This window comes from Acidobacteriaceae bacterium, from assembly GCA_028283655.1.
Classification (GTDB): Bacteria; Acidobacteriota; Terriglobia; order Terriglobales; family Acidobacteriaceae; genus Granulicella.
Genome location: JAPWKE010000003.1, coordinates 1,884,650 through 1,906,754, shown reverse-complemented (window position 1 = coordinate 1,906,754; position 22,105 = coordinate 1,884,650). Strand labels below are relative to the sequence as shown.

General features: G+C 60.8%; 18 protein-coding genes. 8 read left to right on the top strand and 10 right to left on the bottom strand.

Annotated elements, in window-relative coordinates; genetic code table 11:
• Window positions 1-3 precede the first annotated feature (3 nt).
• From PW792_10865 to PW792_10850, 4 genes are all read left to right on the top strand, one after another.
• On the top strand, window positions 4-678 hold the full coding sequence (locus PW792_10865) for a hypothetical protein (protein MDE1162428.1): 675 nt from the start codon (window positions 4-6) through the stop codon (window positions 676-678).
• Between the two features lie 92 nt (window positions 679-770).
• Window positions 771-1,391, top strand: coding sequence for an NADH-quinone oxidoreductase subunit B (locus PW792_10860; protein MDE1162427.1), 621 nt, complete (start codon window positions 771-773; stop codon window positions 1,389-1,391).
• 241 nt (window positions 1,392-1,632) lie between these two features.
• A complete protein-coding gene (locus PW792_10855) occupies window positions 1,633-3,282 on the top strand; it encodes a hypothetical protein (GenBank protein ID MDE1162426.1) in 1,650 nt (549 codons plus the stop codon).
• Between the two features lie 228 nt (window positions 3,283-3,510).
• Window positions 3,511-5,622 carry a hypothetical protein gene (locus tag PW792_10850; protein MDE1162425.1) on the top strand — a complete coding sequence of 704 codons (2,112 nt, stop codon included), beginning with the start codon at window positions 3,511-3,513 and terminating at the stop codon, window positions 5,620-5,622.
• 12 nt (window positions 5,623-5,634) lie between these two features.
• Here PW792_10850 and tmpT read toward each other — a convergent pair whose 3' ends face one another.
• Window positions 5,635-6,273: a thiopurine S-methyltransferase gene (gene tmpT, locus PW792_10845; protein MDE1162424.1), complete on the bottom strand. Its 639-nt coding sequence runs from the start codon at window positions 6,271-6,273 to the stop codon at window positions 5,635-5,637.
• Window positions 6,274-6,347: 74 nt separating this feature from the next.
• Here tmpT and mqnE point away from each other — a divergent pair, with 74 nt between their 5' ends.
• Together mqnE and PW792_10835 are read left to right on the top strand one after the other, a co-directional pair.
• Complete coding sequence (gene mqnE, locus PW792_10840; protein ID MDE1162423.1) at window positions 6,348-7,496, top strand: aminofutalosine synthase MqnE; 1,149 nt, start codon at window positions 6,348-6,350, stop codon at window positions 7,494-7,496.
• 205 nt (window positions 7,497-7,701) lie between these two features.
• Complete coding sequence (locus tag PW792_10835; GenBank protein MDE1162422.1) at window positions 7,702-8,697, top strand: hypothetical protein; 996 nt, start codon at window positions 7,702-7,704, stop codon at window positions 8,695-8,697.
• A 62-nt stretch (window positions 8,698-8,759) separates the two neighbouring features.
• Here PW792_10835 and PW792_10830 read toward each other — a convergent pair whose 3' ends face one another.
• The 6 genes from PW792_10830 to PW792_10805 all read right to left on the bottom strand — a co-directional run bounded on the left by PW792_10830 (window position 8,760) and on the right by PW792_10805 (window position 16,505).
• Window positions 8,760-9,221: a GNAT family N-acetyltransferase gene (locus PW792_10830; protein MDE1162421.1), complete on the bottom strand. Its 462-nt coding sequence runs from the start codon at window positions 9,219-9,221 to the stop codon at window positions 8,760-8,762.
• Window positions 9,222-9,226: 5 nt separating this feature from the next.
• The gene (locus PW792_10825; GenBank protein ID MDE1162420.1) at window positions 9,227-9,655 is read right to left on the bottom strand and encodes a MerC domain-containing protein; all 429 of its coding nucleotides are present in this window, start codon (window positions 9,653-9,655) and stop codon (window positions 9,227-9,229) included.
• The gene (locus PW792_10820; GenBank protein MDE1162419.1) at window positions 9,652-10,071 is read right to left on the bottom strand and encodes a VOC family protein; all 420 of its coding nucleotides are present in this window, start codon (window positions 10,069-10,071) and stop codon (window positions 9,652-9,654) included. The genes PW792_10825 and PW792_10820 overlap by 4 nt, the downstream gene beginning before the upstream one ends.
• Window positions 10,072-10,118: 47 nt before the next feature.
• Window positions 10,119-10,793, bottom strand: a complete 675-nt coding sequence (locus PW792_10815) for a response regulator transcription factor (GenBank protein ID MDE1162418.1) — start codon at window positions 10,791-10,793, stop codon at window positions 10,119-10,121.
• Window positions 10,794-11,279: 486 nt separating this feature from the next.
• Complete coding sequence (gene pruA, locus PW792_10810; protein ID MDE1162417.1) at window positions 11,280-12,887, bottom strand: L-glutamate gamma-semialdehyde dehydrogenase; 1,608 nt, start codon at window positions 12,885-12,887, stop codon at window positions 11,280-11,282.
• A 45-nt stretch (window positions 12,888-12,932) separates the two neighbouring features.
• Window positions 12,933-16,505: a glycosyltransferase gene (locus tag PW792_10805; protein ID MDE1162416.1), complete on the bottom strand. Its 3,573-nt coding sequence runs from the start codon at window positions 16,503-16,505 to the stop codon at window positions 12,933-12,935.
• A 68-nt stretch (window positions 16,506-16,573) separates the two neighbouring features.
• On the opposite strand from PW792_10805, the gene PW792_10800 reads away from it, so the two are divergent.
• Window positions 16,574-17,953, top strand: a complete 1,380-nt coding sequence (locus PW792_10800; protein MDE1162415.1) for a glycosyltransferase family 39 protein — start codon at window positions 16,574-16,576, stop codon at window positions 17,951-17,953.
• A 5-nt stretch (window positions 17,954-17,958) separates the two neighbouring features.
• Here PW792_10800 and PW792_10795 read toward each other — a convergent pair whose 3' ends face one another.
• The 3 genes from PW792_10795 to serS form a co-directional block, all read right to left on the bottom strand.
• On the bottom strand, window positions 17,959-18,642 hold the full coding sequence (locus PW792_10795; GenBank protein MDE1162414.1) for an outer membrane lipoprotein-sorting protein: 684 nt from the start codon (window positions 18,640-18,642) through the stop codon (window positions 17,959-17,961).
• Window positions 18,643-18,718: 76 nt separating this feature from the next.
• Window positions 18,719-19,093 (bottom strand): hypothetical protein, encoded by a 375-nt coding sequence (locus tag PW792_10790; GenBank protein ID MDE1162413.1) that lies wholly within the window; start codon window positions 19,091-19,093, stop codon window positions 18,719-18,721.
• Entirely contained in the window at window positions 19,093-20,427 is a 1,335-nt protein-coding gene (serS, locus tag PW792_10785; GenBank protein ID MDE1162412.1) for a serine--tRNA ligase, read from the bottom strand. The genes PW792_10790 and serS overlap by 1 nt, the downstream gene beginning before the upstream one ends.
• 94 nt (window positions 20,428-20,521) lie before the next feature.
• Between serS and purH the strand changes: the two genes are divergently transcribed.
• A complete protein-coding gene (purH, locus tag PW792_10780) occupies window positions 20,522-22,102 on the top strand; it encodes a bifunctional phosphoribosylaminoimidazolecarboxamide formyltransferase/IMP cyclohydrolase (protein MDE1162411.1) in 1,581 nt (526 codons plus the stop codon).
• The last annotated feature ends 3 nt before the right edge of the window (window positions 22,103-22,105 follow it).

The following is a 22,105-nucleotide window of genomic DNA, read 5'->3' as shown; positions in this document are numbered from 1 at the left end:
GGGATGGCTTCTGCAGAGACGCCGCGGCCGAAGCGCTCTGCTGTGTGCACCGCGGTGACGTTCAGCGGTGAGGTGCGGGCCGGGGAGGCTTTCCGGCGGCAGTTCGCGGCAGGGCAGGAGTTCTTTCTTGAGCCGCTGGCGTCTGGTTGGATCGTTCGGGTGCTGGAGATGCGTGGCGGCAGGGAGGTGCGCGAGTCGCATGACTGGGCCGAGGTGGCGACGCCGCCGTACCGCTCGGTGTCGCCGTTGCTGATCTCCACGGACTGGGCGTTTCGCGCGCAGGATGCTGGTGCGTGGAACCCGCGCGAGTTTCGTTATGCCGCAAATCGCAAGGTCTTTGAGCAGATGGCTGGGCTGGAAGGTCGCGTGGTGAAGAACGACAACTCTGCGATCGGTGCGTTGTCGTCGCTGGTGGTGGCGCAGCCCGAAGCTCGGCTTGAGCTGACGAATGTGGAGCTGGTTCCGGGTGTTGCGGACCAGGCCCAAATGGCGGCGACGGTTGCCAGCCACTGGGAGGCGACGCCGCATGAGGTGGTGCAGGGCGCGGCGGCTGGAACTCCGCTGGGCAAGCTGATGGCGATTCGCTTCAAGGTGCGGATGGTTTTGCCTGCAGGAGTAGAAATATTGCCTGGAATGACATCAGAACGGTTTTCCTGCTCGTTGCGACCAACCCTTTGAGGTGAAAGGGCATCTTCCTAAACACAAAGGTTTTGTAACAAACGGACGAAGATCGACTAGGGTAGTCGCGCTAACGACCGTATACTGAGCATATGAGTCAGAATTCCGCAGACACGACGACGGCTAACGGACGCCCCACCGAGGTGCCCCAGAGCAATGACCGGTATTTCTTCGGCAATCTGGAAAGCTTCGGCAAAAACCGCGACAAGGTCGCTGAAGTGAACTGGGGAAGTGAGTTGCCGGACGGCGTCGTGATGGCGTCCATGGACTCTGCGATCAACTGGGTTCGTAAGAACTCGGTCTGGCCGATGACGTTTGGTCTGGCGTGCTGCGCTATCGAGATGATGTCGATGGGCGGGTCGCGGTATGACATCGCCCGCTTTGGTGCCGAAGTGTTTCGTCCTTCGCCTCGCCAGAGCGATCTGATGATCATCGCCGGACGTGTTTCGCAGAAGATGGCGCCGGTGATCCGCAGGCTGTATGAGCAGATGCCGGAGCCGAAGTGGGTGATTTCGATGGGCGCTTGCGCCACGTCGGGCGGAGTGTTCAACAACTACGCTTTGCTGCAGGGTGTGAACCAGGTGATTCCGGTGGATGTGTATGTGCCGGGCTGCCCGCCGCGTCCTGAGCAGTTGCTGTACGCGATCACTTTGTTGCAGGAAAAGATTCAGGCAAGCCGTGGAACGTTCAAACAGACGTTGAACCTCGCTTAGCCAGGAATGGCAGTAACTCAGTGGTTAGCAATAACCACCGAGGTTCGGGCCAGTTGGAAATCGCTTGTCCCAGAGGAGACTTTGGGTAGAGTGCTAACTTGAAGGGCCGCAAAGATTTTGTTGTAGACACTGAAATCGAATGCGGTAAACTTTGTGGGCAAACAAACTAAGCAAGCGGGCCGTGTTCGACAACGCAGAAGTCCGCAAGCTATTCGCAGTTATTTGAGTGGAGGATTTACGAATGTCTCAACGTCGTTTTCGCAATTTCAGCCGGTATGCGCTGGCTGCATGTGCGGTTAGCCTGGGATCAGCGAGCCTGAGCGCACAGACCGCAACTCCAGCGCCGAGCGGAACGAATCCTTCGCGCGTGGATATCTTCATGGGCTACTCGTACATGGGCAACCATGGAACGGTAAAGCCGGCCAACGTCAACTTCTCGTCTGTTGATCTGGGTGCTGCACTGAGCGGCGCTTATTACTTCAACAAGTACGCTGGTATTGAAGTTCTTGGCTTCGCGAACCCGAACGGCACAAGCGCGAACGGTGGCGATGGATTCTACTCCGGTTACGCTGGTCCGATCTTCCGCGCACCGATGCAGAACTTCACGCTCTTTGGTCACGGCCTGGTTGGCGGTGTACGTGGTTCCGGCCCGAACAGCAATGCTGCGGGTGCGAATTATCACGAGCCCTGGACCTGGGGCGTAGGCCTCGTGGCTGGTGGCGGCATGGACTATGATCTGCCGTTCTTCAACCACATGTTCGGCATCCGCCTCTTTGAAGCGGACTACCGCTACACGCATCTGAACTACGGTCCTTCGACAACGATCCCGACCGCAACGACTCTGGGTGGCCGCGCGAACCTCGGTTCGGCTGAGCTCTCCTCGGGTATCCTGATGCACTTCGGCCACATCATTCCGCCGCCGCCTGTCACCTATGCTTGCGCAGTGACGGCACCGACCGGAACGATCTACCCGGGCGATGTGATCACGGTTACCGGCACGGGCACCAACCTGAACCCCAAGAAGGACGCTGCCTACACCTGGACGTCTGACGCTGGTTCGGTTTCGGGCACGTCGAACGTTGCTTCGGTAGACACGAAGACGCTTTCGGCTGGCACCTATACGGTGAAGGGCCACATCTCGCAGGGCCAGAAGCCTGGTCAGTTTGCTGATTGCTCGACCACCTTCACGGTGACCGCGTTCCAGCCGCCGACAGTTGGCTGCTCGGCGACCCCGTCGACGGTGAACCCTGGCGATCCTTCGACCATCACGGCGAACGGTGTTAGCCCGCAGAACCGTCCTCTGACCTACAGCTACTCGGCAACTGCTGGCACGATCAGCGGCAACACGTCGACGGCTGCTCTGGAAACGACCGGTGTTGCTCCTGGCACGATCACCGTCACCTGCAACGCAGTGGACGATAAGGGCCAGACGGCTTCGCAGATGACCACCGTAACGGTTGCGGCTCCGCCACCGGCTCCGGTTGTCACCAAGAGCCTCTGCACGATCGCCTTCGATCACGACAAGCGCCGTCCGACGCGTGTGGACAATGAAGCCAAGGCTTGCCTTGACGACATCGCCCTCAGCGCACAGCGCGACACGACCGCCAAGCTGGCAGTTGTGGGCTCGGCTGAACCCAGCGAGCACATGGCTGAGCACAAGGCTTCCGAGCGTGCTGTGAACGAAAAGGCATACCTGGTCACCGACAAGGGCATCGATGAATCGCGCATCACGGTCTACACCGGCACCGCCGGCACCAAGACCAGCGCGACGACACTGATCCCGGCTGGCGCAACGCTCGACACCACCGGTCTCACACCGGTTGACGAAGTCAAGGTGAAGGCGATCCCCCGCTCGGCAAAGGGTCACCACCACCGTCACCACAAGAAGTAGGCTCTGGCCTGCATCTTAGCCAAAGGCCGACCGGGAGACCGGTCGGCCTTTGTACTTTCATTCACAGAAATGCTCTTCCAGCGTCTTCCTGATGAGGGCTTGCTGCTTGATTGAAGAAGCGCCACTTGCCTCATTCGAGGGTTTCTGGCTGTGTCTGAGTTTCTGTCGCATAAAATTGTGGATATATAGGAGCATCGGGTAGAAGGTATGCGGTCAAGGCTGTTGGGTTTGTTCGTTTTTCTGGGATTCGGCCTGGCGGCTGTACTTTCTGCTCATGCTGTTGTTCCCTGGTTTGCTATGGGACCTTACGGCGGAGATGCGCGTTCGATCGCGCAGGACCCCGGTGACTCCCGGCATCTCTTTCTCGGTACAGCGAATGGCTGGGTTTATGAGTCGCATGATGGCGGCCATGACTGGGCGCGTCTTGCGCAGATCGCGAAGCGCGATGACCTGGTGATCGACCATATCCTGATTGATCCTCACGATCCTCGACACCTGATGGTGGGCACCTGGGTGATTGATCGCCCTGAAGGTGGTCTGTATGTGTCGATCGATGGCGGTCGCACCTGGTATGAACAGGCGCAGATGCGCGGCCAGTCGATCCGCTCGATGGCGCGTTCCGAGGTGAATCCGAATCTGCTGGTTGCTGGAACGTTGAAGGGTGTTTTCCGCTCGATCGATAACGGCACGCACTGGTCGCAGATTTCTCCTGTCGGTTCGACGGAGATTCATGAGGTTGAGTCGATTGCGATTGATCCGGTCGACACGAACATCATCTATGCCGGGACGTGGCATCTGCCGTGGAAGACGACGGATGGGGGAGCGCACTGGGAGAACATCAAGAACGGTGTGATTGATGACTCGGATGTGTTTTCGATCATCATCGATCCGGTGCATCCGAAGACGGTTTACGCGAGCGCGTGTTCGGGTATCTACAAGAGCCTGGATGGTGGCGCGCAGTTCCGCAAGATCAACGGCATTCCTTCTACCGCACGTCGTACGCGAAAGCTGACGCAGGACCCGGCGTTTCTCGGAACGGTGTATGCGGGTACGACGGAGGGCCTTTACCGGACCCAGAATGCTGGCGGTTCGTGGGCGCGGCTTACGGGCTCTGACGTGATTGTGAACGACGTGTGGGTTGACCCGAAGAACTCGAACCACCTGCTACTGGCGACTGATCGCGGTGGTGTTCTTTCGAGTGAAGATGGCGGCGTTACCTTCCAGCAGTCGAACAGTGGTTTTTCGGCGCGGCAGGTTGTTTCGTACACCTCCGATCCGCATAGCGGAACGATCTATGTGGGTGTTGTGAACGACAAGACTACGGGCGGCGTCTTCATGAGCGCTGACGGTGGTCTGCACTGGGAGCAGCAGAGCCAGGGGCTTGGCGGGCGTGACGTCTTCAGCCTGGCATGGCTACCAAACGGCAGCGTTCTGGCTGGAACCAACCACGGGATCTTCCATCTGCAGGATGGTGAGTGGAAGGATTCCGGGAAGCTGCTACCGGCAGCGGCGGTTGAGAGCAAGAGTGAGAAGGCTCCGGTCAGCAAGAAGAGCGCACCGAGCAGCAGGAAAAAGACGACCGCCCACTCTAGCGCTCACAAGGCAACGGTGGCGTTCTATCTGCCGTTGACGGCGGAGCAGGCCAGAGTGAGGAGAGCGTCAGCGCAGAAGCGCACGGCAAGGCCAAAGAAGCCTGCGCCCCCTGCGGAGCCGGTACAGATGGATTCGGTTGTGTATACCATCCAGCGACTGGGCGACACACTTTACGCGGGTACGACGAACGGTGTGGTGAAGTCGTTCGACAGCGGAGAGAGCTGGACGCCTGTGGCGGAGCTTGCAATGCCGGATACGCGCTTTATCGGGGCGCATGGCAAGGCTGTTCTTGTGGGCACGCTGAAGCGACTGGCGCTTTCGGTGGACTACGGCAAGACATGGGATACCGTGGCGCTGCCGAAGGACCTGACCCAGATTGGTGCTGTGGCTGTGGATGAGCTGAACAACCTGTGGGTTGGCGGCCGTGAGGGCGTGTACTACTCGACGGATTACGGTGAGACCTGGAATACGTTGCACAACCTCTTTATCACGCAGGTGGATGACATTCACTTCGATGCTCCTCAGCACCGCGTGCTGGTTACCTCAATCACGACGCCGTTTGCGTTTGCGGTTTCGCTGCCGGATTACAAGGTGTCTTACTGGGAGACTGGCTGGAACCTGCGATTCGCGCGGCCGGTGGGAGACCACCTGATCGGTGCGTCGCTGTTTGACGGCATGGTGATTCAGCCGCGTATGGTGGACTCGAAGTTTGGGCCAGCGGCGAAGGAAAAACTACAGCGAAAGTAGCTTTCGCTGTAGTTAATGCGACTCGACGAGCCAGGCGGACTCGGTGGCTGGGCATTTGACCTTCAGGCCACCGGGGACGTCGGCGGTTTCGAGCAGCGTGAGCTTGTGCGCTGTGCCGAGGTCGTGGTGGATGAGTTGTTCATCGAGCGAGAACGGCGGGCCCGCCTGTAGCGTCTGGTCGTAGGTGAAGGTGATGAGCAGGCGCGGCGCGGAGGCGGCAAGCGTGTCGAGGTGGGCGATGTACTGCTCGCGGAGAGGCTTTGGCAGCGCGACCATGGCGGCGCGGTCGTAGATGGCGTCGATGGGGCCGAGCGTTGCGGCATCGAGCGCGAAGATGCTGCCGACGAAGATGGTCATGCCGGGGGCGGTGTAACGCAGCAGAGCGCCGATAGGTTCAATGGTGGGCTGGAGGTTCAGCTCTTCGAAGAGCTGGTCGATGGCGATCTGCGAGAGTTCTGCACCGACGACGTCGTAGCCCTGCTGGCGAAGCCAGTGCAGGTCGTAGCTCTTACCGCAGAGCGGGACGAAGACGCGTGCGCCGGGGTGCAGGGCGAGGGAGCCGATGTGGCGAAGCATCAGGTGGTTCGGCTGGCCTTCGTGAAAGAAAATTTCATTGTCCTGCCACTTCTGCTTCCAGAACTGCTCTTCCATTGTGCCCCTCCGGGAATGTAAATCCAGGAACGTAAACAGGCTACATTGGTTGGCTGCGTCGTAGAATAGAAGACATGCAGACCCCGCTGACGCAGAAACCCCGGCACGGATTTCAGACAGACGACCCCGCACTGGAGCCGATCGCAGAGAAGGTGCAGCAAGGCCAACGGCTGACGTTTGAAGACGGCGTTGCGCTTTATCGCACGGGCGACATTCTGGCCGTGGGCTGGATGGCGAACCTCGTTCGCGAGCGCCTGCATGGCGATGTGGCGTACTTCAACGTGAACCGCCATATCAACCCGACGAACGTTTGTGTGGCGAGCTGCCGCTTGTGTGCCTTTGGCCGCAAGAAGGGCGCGGCTGACACGTACACGATGGCGTTGGAAGAGGCGTGGGAGACCGCAGGGCAAGGGCTGACGGAAGCGGTTACGGAGTTCCACATTGTAGGCGGGCTTCATCCTGACCTGCCGTTTGAGTACTTCATGGATCTTGTGAGTGGCTTGAAGCAGCGCTATCCGCAGGTGCATGTGAAGGCGTTCACGATGGTAGAGATTGCGTTCCTGGCCAAACGTGGCAAGATGACGATCGAAGATACGATCGAGAAGATGAAGGCGGCGGGTGTGGACTCCTGCCCAGGCGGCGGCGCGGAGATCTTTGCAGACCGTGTGCGCCACATCATCTGCGATCACAAGATTGATGGGTCGGAGTGGCTGGATACGGCACGGTTAGCGCATAAGGCCGGGTTGAAGTCGAACGCGACGATGCTTTACGGACACATTGAGAATGACGAGGACCGCGTTGATCACCTGCTGAGGTTGCGTGCGGTGCAGGATGACACGAACGGCTTCCAGACGTTTATTCCGCTAAGCTTCCACCCGGACAACACGGCGCTAGGACATCTTCCGAAGTCGACGGGCATGACGGACATTCGTCAGATCGCGGTCAGCCGCCTGATGCTGGACAACTTCCCGCACATCAAGAGCTACTGGCAGATGGTGACGCCGAAGATGGCGCAGATTTCGCTGCGCTTTGGCGCGGATGATATCGACGGTACAGTTGTGGAGGAGAAGATCTACCATGATGCCGGTGCGAACACGCCGCAGGGGCTGCGTCGTCGTGATCTGGAGCGTTTGATTACGGAAGCTGGGCGTGTGCCGTTTGAGCGAGACACGCTGTATCGCGCGGTGACGCGTAGCGAAGATAGCTTTACGGTTGCTGTCTAACGTAACGCCACAACTCTACTTACGAACGAAAGCTCCTCCTTTGCGGGGAGCTTTTTTCGTTTGGAAAAGTTAGCGCAATCCCTGTAGGAACACGGCTTTCTGCAAAAAGACGTTGCGTCTCTTTGGCGAAATGTCTCGTAACTCAGGTGCGGCAGGGATGTGCACGATCAGGCTGTTGAGCCTTGCCGTATCAGGAGACGCGGAGATGGAAAACGGTGGCAAGATGGCGTGGAGAATCGTTATGCGGGCAGCGGCGATGCTGTCCTTCTGTGGTCTGTGCGGGTGTGCCGGGTTACAGGTAAAGCTGGGGTGGAAGGTGTCGCTGCAGAAGATTCCTGTGGTGTCGATGACGCCGATGCTGGTGAACGGGCCGGGCGTTGCTCCTGGAACGAAAGCCAAGATGATCGTGAGCTTTCAGACTGCGGACGGCAAGACGCTGACGACGCAAGGGGCAGGACACGGGAAGGTGATGTGGAAGGACCTGGCTCTGACTTCGTCGGTCGTGCAGGTGAGTAAGAAGGGTAAGGTCTCGTTGGCGTCTGACCCGCGCGCGAGCGATAAGCAGACCGGTCATGTGGCAGTTGCGGTTGTCAGCCAACCTGCCGTTCATGCGCAGTTGGATGTTCCTGTTCGCTATGACTATGCGTTTCGCTCGATCTACGCTGGCTCCAGCGGAGCGGATGGACAGAGCGGAACGAATGGCAATGCTGGAAGTGATGGTTCGACGGGCTCGATTGATCCGAATAACCCTTCGCCTGGCGGCAACGGTGGGGATGGTACGGCGGGTTCCAGCGGCAGCGCTGGCAGTGATGGAGGCAATGGGCCGGATGTTGCCGTGGCTGTTCGCTGGCGTCGCAAGAGCCAACTGCTGCAGGTGAGCACGACTACCGGCAACGGCAGGATGCAGTACTTTCTTGTGGACCCGAAGGGTGGCTCTCTGACGGTGGCTTCGAACGGTGGTTCGGGAGGCCGTGGTGGTCGTGGCGGTAAAGGCGGTTCGGGTGGCTCGGGAGGCAGTGGGTCGCCGAACGGCATGAGCGGAAGCAGCGGCTCGGATGGCAGCGATGGCTCGGATGGTTCCGACGGCAGCCCGGGTAGCGTCAGCGTGACGTATGACGCTGCGGCCCAACCCTATCTGAATGCTCTGCATGTGCCGCAAGGCTCGAGCATGACGGCGGGTGCTGTTCCGAAGATGTGGTGAAGGGAAGCGCAGGGGGCTGGAGAGGCCTCCTGCGCTGCTTGAATTTACTGCGTTGCTGGACTTTACTGCGCGGCGGAGATGTTGTTGAAGACCATCCAGTGCGTTCCCATCGACTCCGCTCCGAGGCGTGTGAAGACGGTTCGGGCAGCGTCGTTGGTGGGTGTCACGTTGACGCAGATCTTGGTTGCGCCCTGGCTGCGGAACCAGTCGAAGAGGCCAGCCAGCAGCTTGTCGGCGATGCGCTGGCCGCGAAGGCGAGCGTCGACGTCGAGCCAGTGGATTTCGCCCTTGGTGTCGAAGCGCACGGAGAGGTGACCGGCAGCCATGCCGACGACTTCGTTCTCATCGGTGTCGACGGCGACGAGGAGCGTTCGGGGTTCGAGGCCGAACTGGGGCGTCTGCTGGCGGATCATGTAGGCGGTGATGCGCGGTTCCCACTCGTTGGCTGAGCCCCACTGCTCGCCGCGGAGGCGGGACATGGCGGGGAGGTCGTTGAATGTGGCTTCTTCGATGACGATAGGCATGGGCGTTATTCCTTGCTGGAGCAGTGCGATGCGCAGGCGCAGTCGCGGCAAAAGGTGTGGTTCTTGCGATGTGCGGTGATCATCAGCGCGCTGCCTGCACCGGTGATGGCGACTTCCATCCAATGCGCGGGCAGGTGATCGCCGAAGAAGGCTCCGAGCGCGATGCAGGCGAGGCCGGCAAACATCAGAACGACGATGCTGCGCTGCTTGTGGATGCGGATGCCGCGCAGCAGAGCGATGGTGCCGAGTAGAGCCACGATCACTGCAAGCGAGCGGTGCGTCCCTTCTTCCGAAGGAAGGAAGTGAGCGAGGACCGCGGAGAACGAGATGAGGATCGGCGTGAGCAGGCAGTGGACGACGCAGAGTGCGGAGGTCGCAATGCCGAGGCGGTCAGGCCAGGTGGTGGCTGAGGTGGGGCGTGAAGACAGAGTCATTTGGCGAAAAGTTGGGAGAGATCGTTGAAGGCTTTGAACTCGAGCGCATTGCCTGCGGGGTCGAGAAAGAACATGGTGGACTGCTCGCCGACTTCGCCTTTGAAGCGGGTGTAGGGCTCGATGATGAAGCTTGTACCGGCGGCCTTCATGCGTTCGGCGAGAGCGTCCCATTCGGCGGGAGTGAGCACTACGCCGAAGTGGGGAACGGGTACGGCGTGTCCGTCGACGGCGTTGCTGTGAGCGGCTTCGGGGGCTTTTGGCTTGTAGTGCGCGACGATCTGGTGGCCGAAGAAGTCGAAGTCGATCCAGTGATCGGAGGAGCGGCCTTCCGGGCATCCCAGTACGGTTCCGTAGAAGTGCCGGGCGGCTGCGAGGTCGTCGACAGGGAACGCGATGTGGAAGGGGCGAAGGCTCATCTCTAGATGATAGAGCCTTTCAGGGGGAATTCGTTCTGCTTCGTTGCTTAGGCGCGCTTGCTGCGCAGGGGGTGCACGCGTTCGATGGCCTCGGCCAGTGCCCGGTGGTGGACGGTGTAGAGCGCGAGTTCGAGGCGGTCGGAGACGCCGGTCTTGTCGTAGATGGCACGCAGGTAGTTCTTGACGACCTGCTCCTTGGTGCCGAGTTGCGTGGCGATGTCCTTGTTCTTGGCACCGTCGGCGACGAGTGCGATGATCTGCATCTCCTTCGGCGTGAGGCGGGCGAGCACGCGAGCGCCAGCGCGGTCGGGGGAGGGCATGTCACGGACGCTGGCACGCTGCACGGAGCGCTTGCCTTCGGCGACGCGCTGTAGGCAGTCAATGAGTTGGGGGCCTGCGACGGAACGCAGCACAACGCCTTCTACGCGGCGCATGACGGCTTCGTCTGCTTCCACTCCATGCTCGAGGATCATCACCGAGCGCGAGCCAGCCTGCTCGATCCAGTCGAGAAGGTCGCCGAGGTCGTTCGAAATGGACGAGGGGAAGATGACGATGGAGCGGCGAAGTGCGCCGACGGCTTCCTTTAAACGTGTCGCGTCGGAGCATTGCGAGACGACTTTAATGCCGGGTTCGAGTGCGAGAACGCGAGCGATGCCCGTGCGGAAGATCGCCTGGTTATCGGCAAGAATGACGTGTATTTCTTGGTAATTCGCTGCTTGCATCACTTGTTTATCGGAAATTGGATGGTTGTACTTCGCTATCCCACTAAAGTTCGAACAGCAACATTTGATATCACCTCGCGTTGTAAATGTAGTGAGGTGAAACATGCAGGTTCGACGTACGGTTTGCGGTCTTTTTGTCAGCGCGATTCTTGGGGGCGCGCTGGGTTGTTCTCATACCTATATTGTTCCACCGCCGCCTTCTCCTCCGGGGCCGGTTTCGCCGCTGGTGCAGGTGGCTGAGAGGAACGGGTTCCAGACCGGTAGGGCTGATGGCGCGCGGGCGGCTTACGATGGGCGGCGTAACGATCCGTATCGCATGCGGGCCTTTCACGACACCCCCGGGTTTCAGCCGGGAATGGGGCCGTTCCCTGTCTACCGCGATGCTTTTCGCTCGGGGTATCTCCGAGGCTATCAGCGAGGCTTTGAGCATCCTTAGGCTGTAAAGGCGAACGGCGCAGAGGGAGTGCTCTGCGCCGTTCGTTGCTGCTAGATGCCCATGCGGTCTTCCTGCTCCTCTGCTTCTTCGCTGACGATGCCGCGCTTTTCGGCGATGGACTTTGCCTGCGTGAAGAGGGTGAGGTAGTCAGGGCCGCCTGCCTTGCTGTCCGTGCCGGAGAGTTGGAAGCCTCCGAAGGGATGTGCGCCGACCATGGCGCCGGTGCATTTGCGGTTCAGGTAGAGGTTGCCGACCTGGAACTCATCACGAGCGCGGTTCAGCTTCTCGCGCGAGCCTGTGTAGATGGCACCGGTGAGGCCGTACTCGGTGTCGTTGGCGATGTGCAGCGCGTCGTCGAAGCTGCTGGAGCGGATGACGGCGAGCAGGGGGCCGAAGACCTCCTCCTGCGCGATGCGGGCGTTGGGCTTGACGTCGCGGAAGATGGTTGGCGCGATGAAGTAGCCTTCGGCGGCGGGCTTCAGAGCGTGGCCGCCGGTGAGCAGGGTGCTCTCGGCTTTACCGATCTCGATGTAGCTGAGGACGCGATCGTAGGCGGCCTGGTTGATGACGGGGCCCGCGTAGGCGTTGGACTCCGGCGTTCCGCTCTTGATGCTCTCGACGCGGTCGCGGAGAAGATCGCAGAAGGAGTCGTAGACGGCGTCGGCGACGATGGCGCGGGAGCAGGCGGAGCACTTCTGTCCGTTGAAGCCGAAGGCCGAGGCGGCGACACCTTCGACAGCGTCCGCGATGTCGGCGTCGGCTTCGACGATGATGGCATCCTTGCCACCGAGTTCGAGGATGGTGCGCTTGATGTGACGCTGTCCGGGGACGACCTTCGCGGCCTTCTCGTGGATTTCAAGGCCGACCTTCTTGGAGCCGGTGAAGGCGATGAAGTGGACGAGTGGCGACTCGGTGAGTGCGCGGCCTACTTCGGGGCCGCCGTGGACGAGGTTCACGACGCCTGCTGGCAGGCCGACTTCTTCGAGTACGGCGACGAAGCGTGCGGCGAGCGTAGGGGCTTCGGGCGAGGGCTTGAGCACGACGCAGTTGCCGCAGACGATAGAGGCGGCGGTCATGCCGGCCATGATGGCGAAGGGGAAGTTCCACGGTGGGATGACTGCGCCGACGCCGAGCGGAACGTAGCGCAGGAGGTTCTTTTCGCCGGGGAACTGGATGGGCGTGGTGGCACCGTCGAGCTTGAGGGCTTCGCGTGCGTAGAACTCGAGGAAGTCGATGCACTCGCCGACGTCGGCGTCCGCCTCGGCCCAGTTCTTGCCGACTTCGAGGGTGAGCCAGGCGCAGAACTCGAAGTGGCGTTCACGGATGATCTTCGCGGCATCAAGCAATAGCTTGACGCGGGCGATGACGGGTTGGCGCGACCACGAGGGGAAGGCTGTGCGTGCGGCGTCGATCGCTTCGGCAACGTCGGAGGGAGTGCTCTCGAAGTGCGTGCCGACGATCTCGGCGGGGTTGGCCGGGTTGGTCGAGGTGAACTTCTCCGCGAGGTGGCGATGCTGTCCGCCAATGATGGTGGCGTAGACGCGGTCGGCTTCGCTGCGGGCGTGAGCGATGGCCTGCTCGTAGGCGCGCTTGTTGTCACCGTTGGTGAAGTCGGTGAAGGGCTCGTTGATGAAGGCGTTCAGGCTCGAGATATCCATGGTTCGCTCCGGGTGTTGCCAACGCTAGATGTTCCGGCCAGGGGTTCAATTACCGCCGGTGATGCTCTCTGTTTCTTTCGACATCTGGGCTGTGCGTTCGAGCTTGTCCCAGTTGAAGGGCTTGCCGTCGATGGCGCGTTTGACCGTCTTCAGCAGAACCCACGAGAAGAGCTGGCGATAGGTGAAACGCTGAATCCAAATGTGGACCAGCAGCCACGCATCGCCCTTTGAGGCGGGGTGTTTGCGTTCGAGCGCAAAGGCCAAAGCGGAGGCGAGGAAGTCCACCAGCAGGAAGGTGAGGAAGAACGCCAACAGCTTGAAGAAGTCGGACGGGCTGGTTGTTTCCGGGTGGAAGTAGAGGTCGATGAAGTAGTGCAGGACGCCAGCCACAAACATCAGGTCGATGAGTGGCGAGACCAGCGGCAGCATGATCTGGAAGATCACGATGTTGGGTAAAGCGAAGAGACCCATCGCGCGACGGTTGCGGATCGCCATGCGGTGCTTGAAGACGGCCTGCAGGATGCCGAAGCTCCAGCGGAAGCGCTGACGCGCGAGGCCGCTGGCGTTGACAGGAGCTTCGGTGAAGGCGAGTGCCTGATCTTCGTAGATCACGGCGTAGCCCTGCTCGAGCAGGTTCATGGTGAGGTCGGCGTCTTCGGCGACGGTGTCGGGAGCGTAGGCGCCGCCAGCCTTTACGGCTGCTGTGCGCCAGGCGCCGATGGCGCCGGGGACGACCATCACGACGTCGAAGAGATCGAGCGCGCGGCGTTCGAAGTTCTGCGAGGTGATGTACTCGAGCGCCTGCCAGCGGGTCCACAGGTTTACGCGGTTGCCGACCTTTGCGTTGCCTGCGACGGCCCCAATGTGCGGGTTGGCGAAGTGGCAAACGAGACGGCTGATGGCGTCGTGGGCGATAACGCCGTCGGCGTCGATACCGATGTAGATCTCTTCGTGGATGTGTTCGAGGGCGTAGTTGAGCGCTTCGGCCTTGCCGCCGTTGGGCTTCACCATGACCTCGACGCGCCCGTCGGCGATCTCCTTCGCGTAGGTGTTGCGAACGACCTCTGCGGTAGTGTCCTTGGAGCCGTCGTCGATGACAACGATGCGGAGGTTCTTGTAGTTCGACATCAGCACCGAGCGGACGGTGCGCGCGATGACGGTCTCTTCGTTGTAGGCAGGGATCAGGACTGCGACGCGCGGTTGATAGTCGGGCGTGGAGAAGTCCTTGCGCTTGCGGAGGCGGTCGATGAGCGCGCAGATCCCGATGATGATGAGACGCGCGGTCATCAGCACGTCGCCGATGAAGAAGACGTAGATGACGAAGTGGTTGAAGAACGAGATGAAGAAGAAGGTGATGGAGTCGGCTGCTGCGGAGAAGCGTTCGCGCCGCGTTGTGAGCGGAGGCATGACTTCGTCACGCGTTTTGCCAATCAGGTCATGAACGGGAACGATTTCGTAGCCGTGGGCGCGCAGTGCGTCGATGAGGACGGGGAGCGCCGCAACGGTAGCGGAACGATCGCCGCCGCCGTCGTGCATGAGGATGATGGAGCCCTTCATCCACGTCTTGGTCTGCGATTCCTTGATCTGATCGAAGACGCTTGCGACGATCTCGTTGGGTGTCTTGCGCGGGTGCTCGTCCCAGTCGTTGGTGTCGATCTTGTTGCCGAGAATGACGTAGCCCATCGACTGGATGGCCTCGATCGGTGCGGCCTGGTCGTTGGTGTCTGGCTCCTGATCGATGGAGTATGGCGGACGGAAGTAAACCGGCGACACGCCGAGTTTGGAGCGGAAGAGGCGCTCAGTGAGGTCTATCTGCAGCGTGACGCTGCGCGGCGAAACCTCCGAGATGTCCGGATGCGTGAAGGTGTGGTTGCCGATCTCGTGACCTTCGCGGTAGACGCGTTGCATCACGCTGACGTTGTCTTCGGCCTCTTCGCCGATCATGAGGAAGGTGGCTTTTACGTCCTTCTTCTTCAGGATGTCGAGGATCTTTGGCGTCCAGGTTGGATCAGGGCCATCGTCAAAGGTGATGGCCACTTTCTTCGGATGGTAGCCGTACTGCGTGAGCGTGTAGGGCAGGGGATAGGAGTCCATCGTTTCGTTGACGATGGAGAGATATTGATTCGGAATCGTCGGATCGACGTCCACGGAGAGTGTGCGGTGGCCGACCTGCGGCAGGCCTGTGACGCGGAGGATGTCTCCGTCGCCTTCGGTGTTGACGTCCCAGCCTGGGTTGACGGTGGCAAGGGCCTTGGCCGGGTCGGTTTTGAGCGGGTTGTCCCAGACCTTCCAGATGGAGTCATCCTCGGTGCCGAGACGCCAGAGGGCGAAGGTCTGCAGGCCGAGGGCTCGGGCGACGCGCATCTCGTTCAGAGCGGTGACGGCGTCGAGGAACCAGACCTCATGACGGACGTGGGCGTCGTCATCGTCGTAGGCGAAGTGCGGGTTCAGCGAGGGGTCGTCGAGTTCGATCTTTGCGCCGGCATCATTGGCGGCGGCCCAGGCTTCCTGGGTGGAGAGGTTGGTCGACGAGAGGATGCTGTCTGTGTTCTGTGGCGCAGAGGCCGGGGCGGCCTTCGGGGAGTGACGGCTGGGTTTCGCTGACGGCTGCGGAAGCGCGGTCGTCCAGTCGTAGCCGTAGTTGCCGATGGAGCAGATAAGCTTTTCGCGCGGAACGGTCTTCAGGATCTCAATGAGGTTCTTTTCGAACCAGTCCTGCCCCGCCACGGGGCCGGGCATCGTTCCACTCTGGTGCTGGTCGTAGTTCATCAGCACAAGGCCGTCGGAGTGGTCGGCGAGGAAGGAGTAGTCGTAGTTCGCGTCGCCAACAGGGACGGTGATGTAGAGCCGGAGGTTGCGGGCGTGGAGGTCGTCGTAGATGGCCGCGACGAGCGTGCGGAAGCCTGATTGTGCTTCGGGAGGGATGGCCTGGAAGTCGAAGGTAAGGCCGCGATAACGGGTGTTCGCGGCGAGAAACTGGTCAGCCTGCTGCTGGAAGTGAGTGCGTGCCTCGGCGCTGAGCAGGAAGGGCCCGATGGTGGGCTCGAAGACGCCTTCAGTTGGCGAGTAGTTATTGACCAGCGGAAAGATTTCGGTGTCTTCGTGGGCAGACTGCAGCGCACGCACGACGCGGTTTTCGCGGTCGACACCATGCACGCCTGCCTTGTCGATGACAGGGAAGGGCGTGTTGGAAGAGGAGTAGGCGGTCAGCGAGCCGTCGGGCGTGATGACGTGCAGCCACTCGGGGAAGAGAAGGTCGATCTGCTTGACGTGCTGCTTCAGCGACGCAATTGCGGCGGGGTCCACGTCGGTATAGAAGGCCGCACGCAGGCCTTCGCCCTGGTTCATCACGACGTCGGAGGGCATGAGCTCGGAGTGGCGATGAGCGGAGCGGTTGAGCTTTTCCTTGGAGCGCTTTTCTACTTCGGGTGGGTGCGACAAGGCGCGATAGCGCTTGGTGGTGGAGCGCAGATCGAGACCGCGCATGGGCTTCATGCGCACCAGTCCTATAACAAACAGAACGCCGACGACGGCGCCAAACAAGGCAAGCGAATCGAAAATGCGGCGAAGACGCTTCCAGCGCTTACGTTGTGGGTCGTAGAAGACAGGTTTGCTCATGCGGCAGGTTTGGGTTCAAGGGCTCCGGAGGCTATTTTATCTGCGACTGAGCAGTATGATGCAGGGACATGCGTTCATGGAGTCGGCAGAGTGGCTGGTGGTGGCTGGCAATCGCCTGCGGGTTGGCCCTGCGCGCGATTTTTGCTGTGCATCATCCTCGCTTTGACGGCGACACGCTGGTCTATGGTGACTTGGCCCGCAACATGCTGGACCACCATATCTACGGGCTTACGGAGGGGATGCGCGTTCGGTCGACGATGATTCGGCTGCCGGGGTATCCGCTGTTTCTTGGGTTGTGCTTCAACCTCTTTGGCGAAGGGCGATATTCGGCTGCGGTGTGGGTGCAGATCGTTCTGGCTCTGGCTGCCTGCTGGGCGCTGGCGAGGGCTGCAGCCCGGTCGCTGGGTGAGCGGGTGGGGCTGGCGGTGCTTTGGCTGGCTTGTCTGTGTCCCTTTACGGCAGAGTATGACGCGCTGGCGCTGACGGAAAGTCTGGCGATGGTTTGCCTCGTGGTGGCCCTTGTGGCGTTGCAGCGCTGGCAGGGGGACCGCAAGGCTCGCTGGGCCGTTGCGATGGGGGCTGCGTCACTGTTTGCCGTGCTGCTACGGCCTGATCGTGGGTTGCTGGCGATGGTTTGTGTGCTGGCGATGATTGTTTTCGCCAGGCGGCGGGCGGTGATGCCGGTGCTTCTGGTTTGCGGAATGGTGTCGCTGCCGCTGGCTGGCTGGGCTGTGCGCAACTGGCGGGTCTTCCGTGTGATTCAACCGCTGGCACCGAAGTATGCGAACGATCCGGGCGAGTATGTGGCTCCGGGGTTCAACCGCTGGTATCGCACGTGGGCGGTGGAGTATTGGTCGACGGTCAACACCTACTGGATGTGGGACGGCGGGGTGATCAGGCTGAGTGATCTGCCTGATCGCGCGATGGATACACCTGCGGAACGAGCGAAGACGGCTCATGCGTACGAGTTGTACAACCGGCAGCAGTCGGCGACTCGGCCGGTGGACGCGATCTTTGCAGAGATTGCGGCAGAGCGTGCTGCAAGGCATCCGCTGCGGACGTATGTGCTGATGCCGGTGGGGCGTGTGGCCGATATGTGGCTGAGGCCGCGAACGGAGTTCTTCCGGCTGCCGCTTGCGTGGTGGCGCTGGCGGGAGCATCCCGGGGCGTCGATAGTTTGCGCTCTTTATGCTGCTCTGAACCTTTCACTGCTGCTGCTGGCGCTGGTGGGGTTGCGGCGTTGGCCGAAGTGGTGGCGTGAGCCGTTGCCGCTTGCGGGCGTGATGTTTGTTGCGCTGCGCACGGTACTCTTGCTGACGATCGATAACTCCGAACAGCGTTACACCGTGGAGTGTCTGCCGGTGGTTCTGCTGCTGGCTGGGGTGGCGCTGGCGCAAAGAAAAACGTCGCTGCCGGAGTCGGCAGCGACGTTTTCGAAGGCTGATTGAAACGATTAATGGTTGGTTCGCTGCACGTTCTTGGTGGGGATTTCGTAGGGCTTCCGATTGATTGACTTCTGGTTGTAGCGGAAGTTTGTGTAATCGGCTGTGCGGGTGTCGCCGTTGGGCTGGTAGAAGATCTGGCGCACGGAAAGTCCGCGATCAAGGTCCAGCCAGAGCGTAACGTGCGTGAAGTTGTTCTTCACGGATGCGTCCTTTGCGACGAGGTCGAGCTTCTCTGCTTTCACGCCGTTGACCTGTTCGGTGCCCATGTCGGTGATGCTCCAGGCCTTCTCGAGATCGGTGCCGGAGCCGCCGAAGCCAAGCGTTAGAAAGCCTTCATAGCTGGCCTGGTTCTTGCCTGCGCTGAAGACATCCTCCTGGTTGGTACCGGGGGTGAAAAGTTGCAGTGTGCCGCCGTCGTAGCTGATCTTCTTGGAAGGCTGCGAGTTGCCGGGATCGAAGAAGATGGCTCCCATGGAGGTCTTTTTGCCGTGGCGCTCAACGAAGATCTTGCCGGTCTGTTTGGTGTGGTCACGTACGACGCGAACGTAGTTGTCGTAGGCCACGTCCGCTTCTGCGTTGGAAAACTTTGCGCTGGCGACGTTCAGCTTGTCGATGACTGGCTTGAGCTGAGGCGATTGTGCGCTGGCCGTCAGAGCGGAAGCGAAGAGAACGGAGAGAGCGAGTTTCTTCATGCGATCCTCATGGGCGCAGAACGGCCCGTCGTAATAGAGACGCGTTTGGTCGAAGTGGAGTTGTTACAGGCCAACGTTAGCGAGAGACGGTTGCGTCCCAGGCGACGGTTTTGCCGTGAGTGTCCAGCACGGCGGAGACCCGTTGTACGTGTACCGGACCGGCGATGGGCAGGATGATGTGCTGCATGGCCTCGACGCGTTCCTGGTCCGTGTTTGCGTCTTCCAGATCGGCAGCGCGCACTTCGAAGACCATGAAATTGTCGTTATCCCGGGCGCCGGTGACCTTGACTTCGCGGGGGCCGAGCACCACGGGGGGAGCGGGTTTGTCGCGGAAGTCAATGTAATGGGGTGCGATGAAGAGGAACGCCAGGATGACCGTGACCATCACGTCGTAGTGCAGGGAGCCGCGTTCGTACGTCCACCAGAAGTAGTTGCGGAGCAGGCGAAACATTAGCGGACCGCCTTTCCGAAGCGTTGTGGTGCGATGACCGTTTCGCCGCCCATGTACGGTACGAGAGCCTCCGGCACACGGACGCTGCCGTCCGGTTGCTGGTAGTTTTCGAGTACCGCGAGGTAGGTGCGGCCAACGGCGAGACCGGAGCCGTTGAGTGTGTGAACGTACTCGCTCTTTGCCGCGCCTGCAGGCTTGAAGCGGATGTTCGCGCGGCGCGACTGGAAGCTTTCAAAGCTTGAGCAGGAGCTGATTTCGCGGTAGGTCTGCTGCCCCGGGAGCCACACTTCGAGGTCGTAGGTCTTGGAGCTGGAGAAGCCCATGTCGCCGGTGCAGAGCAGCATACGACGGTAGGGCAGGCCGAGTTTTTCGAGCACGGCTTCGGCGTGAGAGGTCAAGGCTTCGTGCTCGGCTTCGCTGGTCTCGGGCGTGGTGAACTTGACGAGTTCGACCTTCTGGAACTGGTGTTGGCGAATCATGCCGCGCACGTCGCGGCCATGCGAGCCGGCCTCGGCGCGGTAGCACGGGGTGTACGCGCAGAAGCTGATGTTGCCGTCGCTGAGGTCGATGGTTTCGTCGCGGAAGAGGTTGGTGACCGGCACTTCGGCGGTGGGGATCAGCCAGTGGTCGGAGTCCTTTAGCTCGCCCGGGACGTAAGGGCCTTCGTCGTCGCAGTGGAAGAGGTCGTCGGCGAACTTGGGAAGCTGGCCGGTGCCGAAGAGCGACCTGGAGTTGACCATGTTGGGCGGCAGCACTTCGACGTAGCCGTGCTCGCGCGTGTGCAGGTCGATCATGAAGTTTGCGAGGGCGCGCTCGAGGCGTGCGCCGGAGCCGTAGTGCACGACGAAGCGTGCGCCGGAGATTTTGGCCGCGCGCTCAAAGTCGAGGATGCCGAGCGCTTCACCGATCTCCCAGTGAGGCTTGGCGTCGGGCAGCACGGTGGGCTCGCCCCAGGTCTTGACCACGACGTTGTGCGTTTCGCTGGAGCCGTGGGGGACGGCGTCCTGCGGCAGGTTGGGCACGGTTTGCAGCAGCGCGCGCAGGGCCTCGTCGGCTGCGGTGGAGGTCAGCTCAAGCTGTTCGGTCGAGGCCTTCAGCGTGGCGATGCGCTCGGTGAGCGCGGAGGTGTCGCCGCCTTCGCGCTTCAGCTTTCCGAACTGCTGCGAAAGGGCGTTGCGCTCGGCTTTGAGCGTTTCGACCTCGGTGATCGCAGCGCGGCGTTCGCCGTCGAGCGTCTCAAAGTTGGCCAGCAGGGCAGCGGTTTCCGCGCCGCGGAGGGCGAGTTTTTGCCGCACGAAGTCAAGGTTCGTGCGTACGAAGGCTAAATCGAGCATACGGCTTCTATTCTAGCCGCCTGCGGGGGAAGTACGCTTGCGGTGCGAAGATCGCTCGCGTGTCTGCTGGCAGACGCTTAGAATGGATTATGGAATGAGCAACCTTAAGACGATCAAGCGTGCATTGTTGTCGGTGACGGATAAGAGCGGGTTGGTGGAGTTTGCCCGCACTTTGGCGGAGTATGGAGCGGAACTGGTTTCGACCGGCGGCACCGCGAAGGCTCTTCGTGATGCTGGCCTTACGGTCAAGGACATCAGCGATCTCACGGGTTTCCCGGAGATGCTGGATGGCCGCGTGAAGACGCTGCATCCTGTTGTCCATGGTGGATTGCTGCATCGCCGTGCGGATGCTTCGCACGTTGCGGCCGTGGAGTCCCACGGAATCGGCCCCATCGATATGGTTGTCGTCAACCTCTATGCCTTTGAGAAAACTGCGGCCAAGCCTGGTGTGACGCAGGAAGAGCTGATCGAAAACATCGACATCGGTGGTCCGTCGATGCTGCGCTCTGGCGCGAAGAACTTTGAAGACGTCGCCGTTGTGACCGATGTGGCCGACTACGCGAAGCTTACCGAGGAGATGCAGGCGAACAACGGCTCGCTGAGCCTGGCGACTCGCTGGCAGCTTGCTCGCAAGGTGTTTGCGACGACCGCTGCTTATGATGCGGCGATTGCGACCGAACTTGAACGTCGCGCGGCGCTTGAGACGAAGGCCCCTGAGGCTGCGGAAGAGCTTCCGCAAACGTTGCGCGTGATCGCGAAGCGAGAAGCCTCGCTGCGCTACGGCGAGAACCCGCACCAGCGGGCTGCGGTTTATACCGATGGCTCCGGGCTGGGCATTGCGAACGCGGAGAAGCTGCAGGGCAAGGAATTGAGCTACAACAACCTTGTCGATCTGGACGCCTGCTGGTCGCTTGCGAGCGAGTTTGCGGACACTGCCGTTGCGATCATCAAGCACACCAATCCTTGCGGTGTTGGGCAGGGAACCACGGTGCTTGAGGCTTATCAGCGCGCTTTGGAAGCTGATCCTATCTCGGCCTTTGGTGGCGTGATCGGTATCAATCGCCCTGTGGATGCTGCTGCTGCGACCGAGATTGCCAAGCTTTTTGTCGAGGCGATTGTGGCACCGGAGTTTTCGGCTGAAGCTCTGCAGATTCTGAGTGCGAAGAAGAATCTGCGCGTGCTCCGCATTCAGCCGAAGCCGGTGGGAACGGTACTCAAGCAGATCTCCGGCGGCTACCTGGTGCAGGACGATGACCATATTCGCATCGAAGCGGCTGACCTGAAGGTGATGACTGCTCGTCAACCGACGGATGAAGAAGTTCGCGCGTTGCTGTTTGCGTGGAAGGTTTGCAAGCACGTGAAGTCGAACGCCATCGTTTATGCACGCATCCAGGACGGCTTTGGCCAGTCTGTCGGCGTGGGAGCAGGGCAGATGTCCCGCGTGGACGCGGCCAAGTTTGGCGCGGTGAAGGCTGCGCTGCCGCTGGCTGGAACCGTGGCTGCAAGCGATGCGTTCTTCCCGTTCCCGGATGGGCTTGAAGCGATTGTGGCTGCAGGTGCGACGGCGATTATTCAGCCCGGCGGATCGGTGAACGATGCCAAGGTTGTCGAGGCTGCTGACCGGCTTGGCGTGACGATGGTTTCTACCGGCGTTCGGCATTTCCGCCACGGCTAAAAC

What these genes read in the sequence shown, in the direction of transcription:
- mqnE (MDE1162423.1), top strand. Translation starts at nt 6,348, where the DNA reads ATGCAGACCCCGCTGACGCAGAAACCCCGGCACGGATTTCAGACAGAC.
- PW792_10830 (MDE1162421.1), bottom strand. Translation starts at nt 9,221, where the DNA reads ATGCCTATCGTCATCGAAGAAGCCACATTCAACGACCTCCCCGCCATG.
- PW792_10815 (MDE1162418.1), bottom strand. Translation starts at nt 10,793, where the DNA reads ATGCAAGCAGCGAATTACCAAGAAATACACGTCATTCTTGCCGATAAC.
- PW792_10855 (MDE1162426.1), top strand. Translation starts at nt 1,633, where the DNA reads ATGTCTCAACGTCGTTTTCGCAATTTCAGCCGGTATGCGCTGGCTGCA.
- PW792_10860 (MDE1162427.1), top strand. Translation starts at nt 771, where the DNA reads ATGAGTCAGAATTCCGCAGACACGACGACGGCTAACGGACGCCCCACC.
- PW792_10805 (MDE1162416.1), bottom strand. Translation starts at nt 16,505, where the DNA reads ATGAGCAAACCTGTCTTCTACGACCCACAACGTAAGCGCTGGAAGCGT.
- PW792_10865 (MDE1162428.1), top strand. Translation starts at nt 4, where the DNA reads ATGGCTTCTGCAGAGACGCCGCGGCCGAAGCGCTCTGCTGTGTGCACC.
- PW792_10800 (MDE1162415.1), top strand. Translation starts at nt 16,574, where the DNA reads ATGCGTTCATGGAGTCGGCAGAGTGGCTGGTGGTGGCTGGCAATCGCC.
- PW792_10825 (MDE1162420.1), bottom strand. Translation starts at nt 9,655, where the DNA reads ATGACTCTGTCTTCACGCCCCACCTCAGCCACCACCTGGCCTGACCGC.
- PW792_10795 (MDE1162414.1), bottom strand. Translation starts at nt 18,642, where the DNA reads ATGAAGAAACTCGCTCTCTCCGTTCTCTTCGCTTCCGCTCTGACGGCC.
- serS (MDE1162412.1), bottom strand. Translation starts at nt 20,427, where the DNA reads ATGCTCGATTTAGCCTTCGTACGCACGAACCTTGACTTCGTGCGGCAA.
- PW792_10835 (MDE1162422.1), top strand. Translation starts at nt 7,702, where the DNA reads ATGGAAAACGGTGGCAAGATGGCGTGGAGAATCGTTATGCGGGCAGCG.
- tmpT (MDE1162424.1), bottom strand. Translation starts at nt 6,273, where the DNA reads ATGGAAGAGCAGTTCTGGAAGCAGAAGTGGCAGGACAATGAAATTTTC.
- purH (MDE1162411.1), top strand. Translation starts at nt 20,522, where the DNA reads ATGAGCAACCTTAAGACGATCAAGCGTGCATTGTTGTCGGTGACGGAT.
- PW792_10790 (MDE1162413.1), bottom strand. Translation starts at nt 19,093, where the DNA reads ATGTTTCGCCTGCTCCGCAACTACTTCTGGTGGACGTACGAACGCGGC.
- PW792_10820 (MDE1162419.1), bottom strand. Translation starts at nt 10,071, where the DNA reads ATGAGCCTTCGCCCCTTCCACATCGCGTTCCCTGTCGACGACCTCGCA.
- pruA (MDE1162417.1), bottom strand. Translation starts at nt 12,887, where the DNA reads ATGGATATCTCGAGCCTGAACGCCTTCATCAACGAGCCCTTCACCGAC.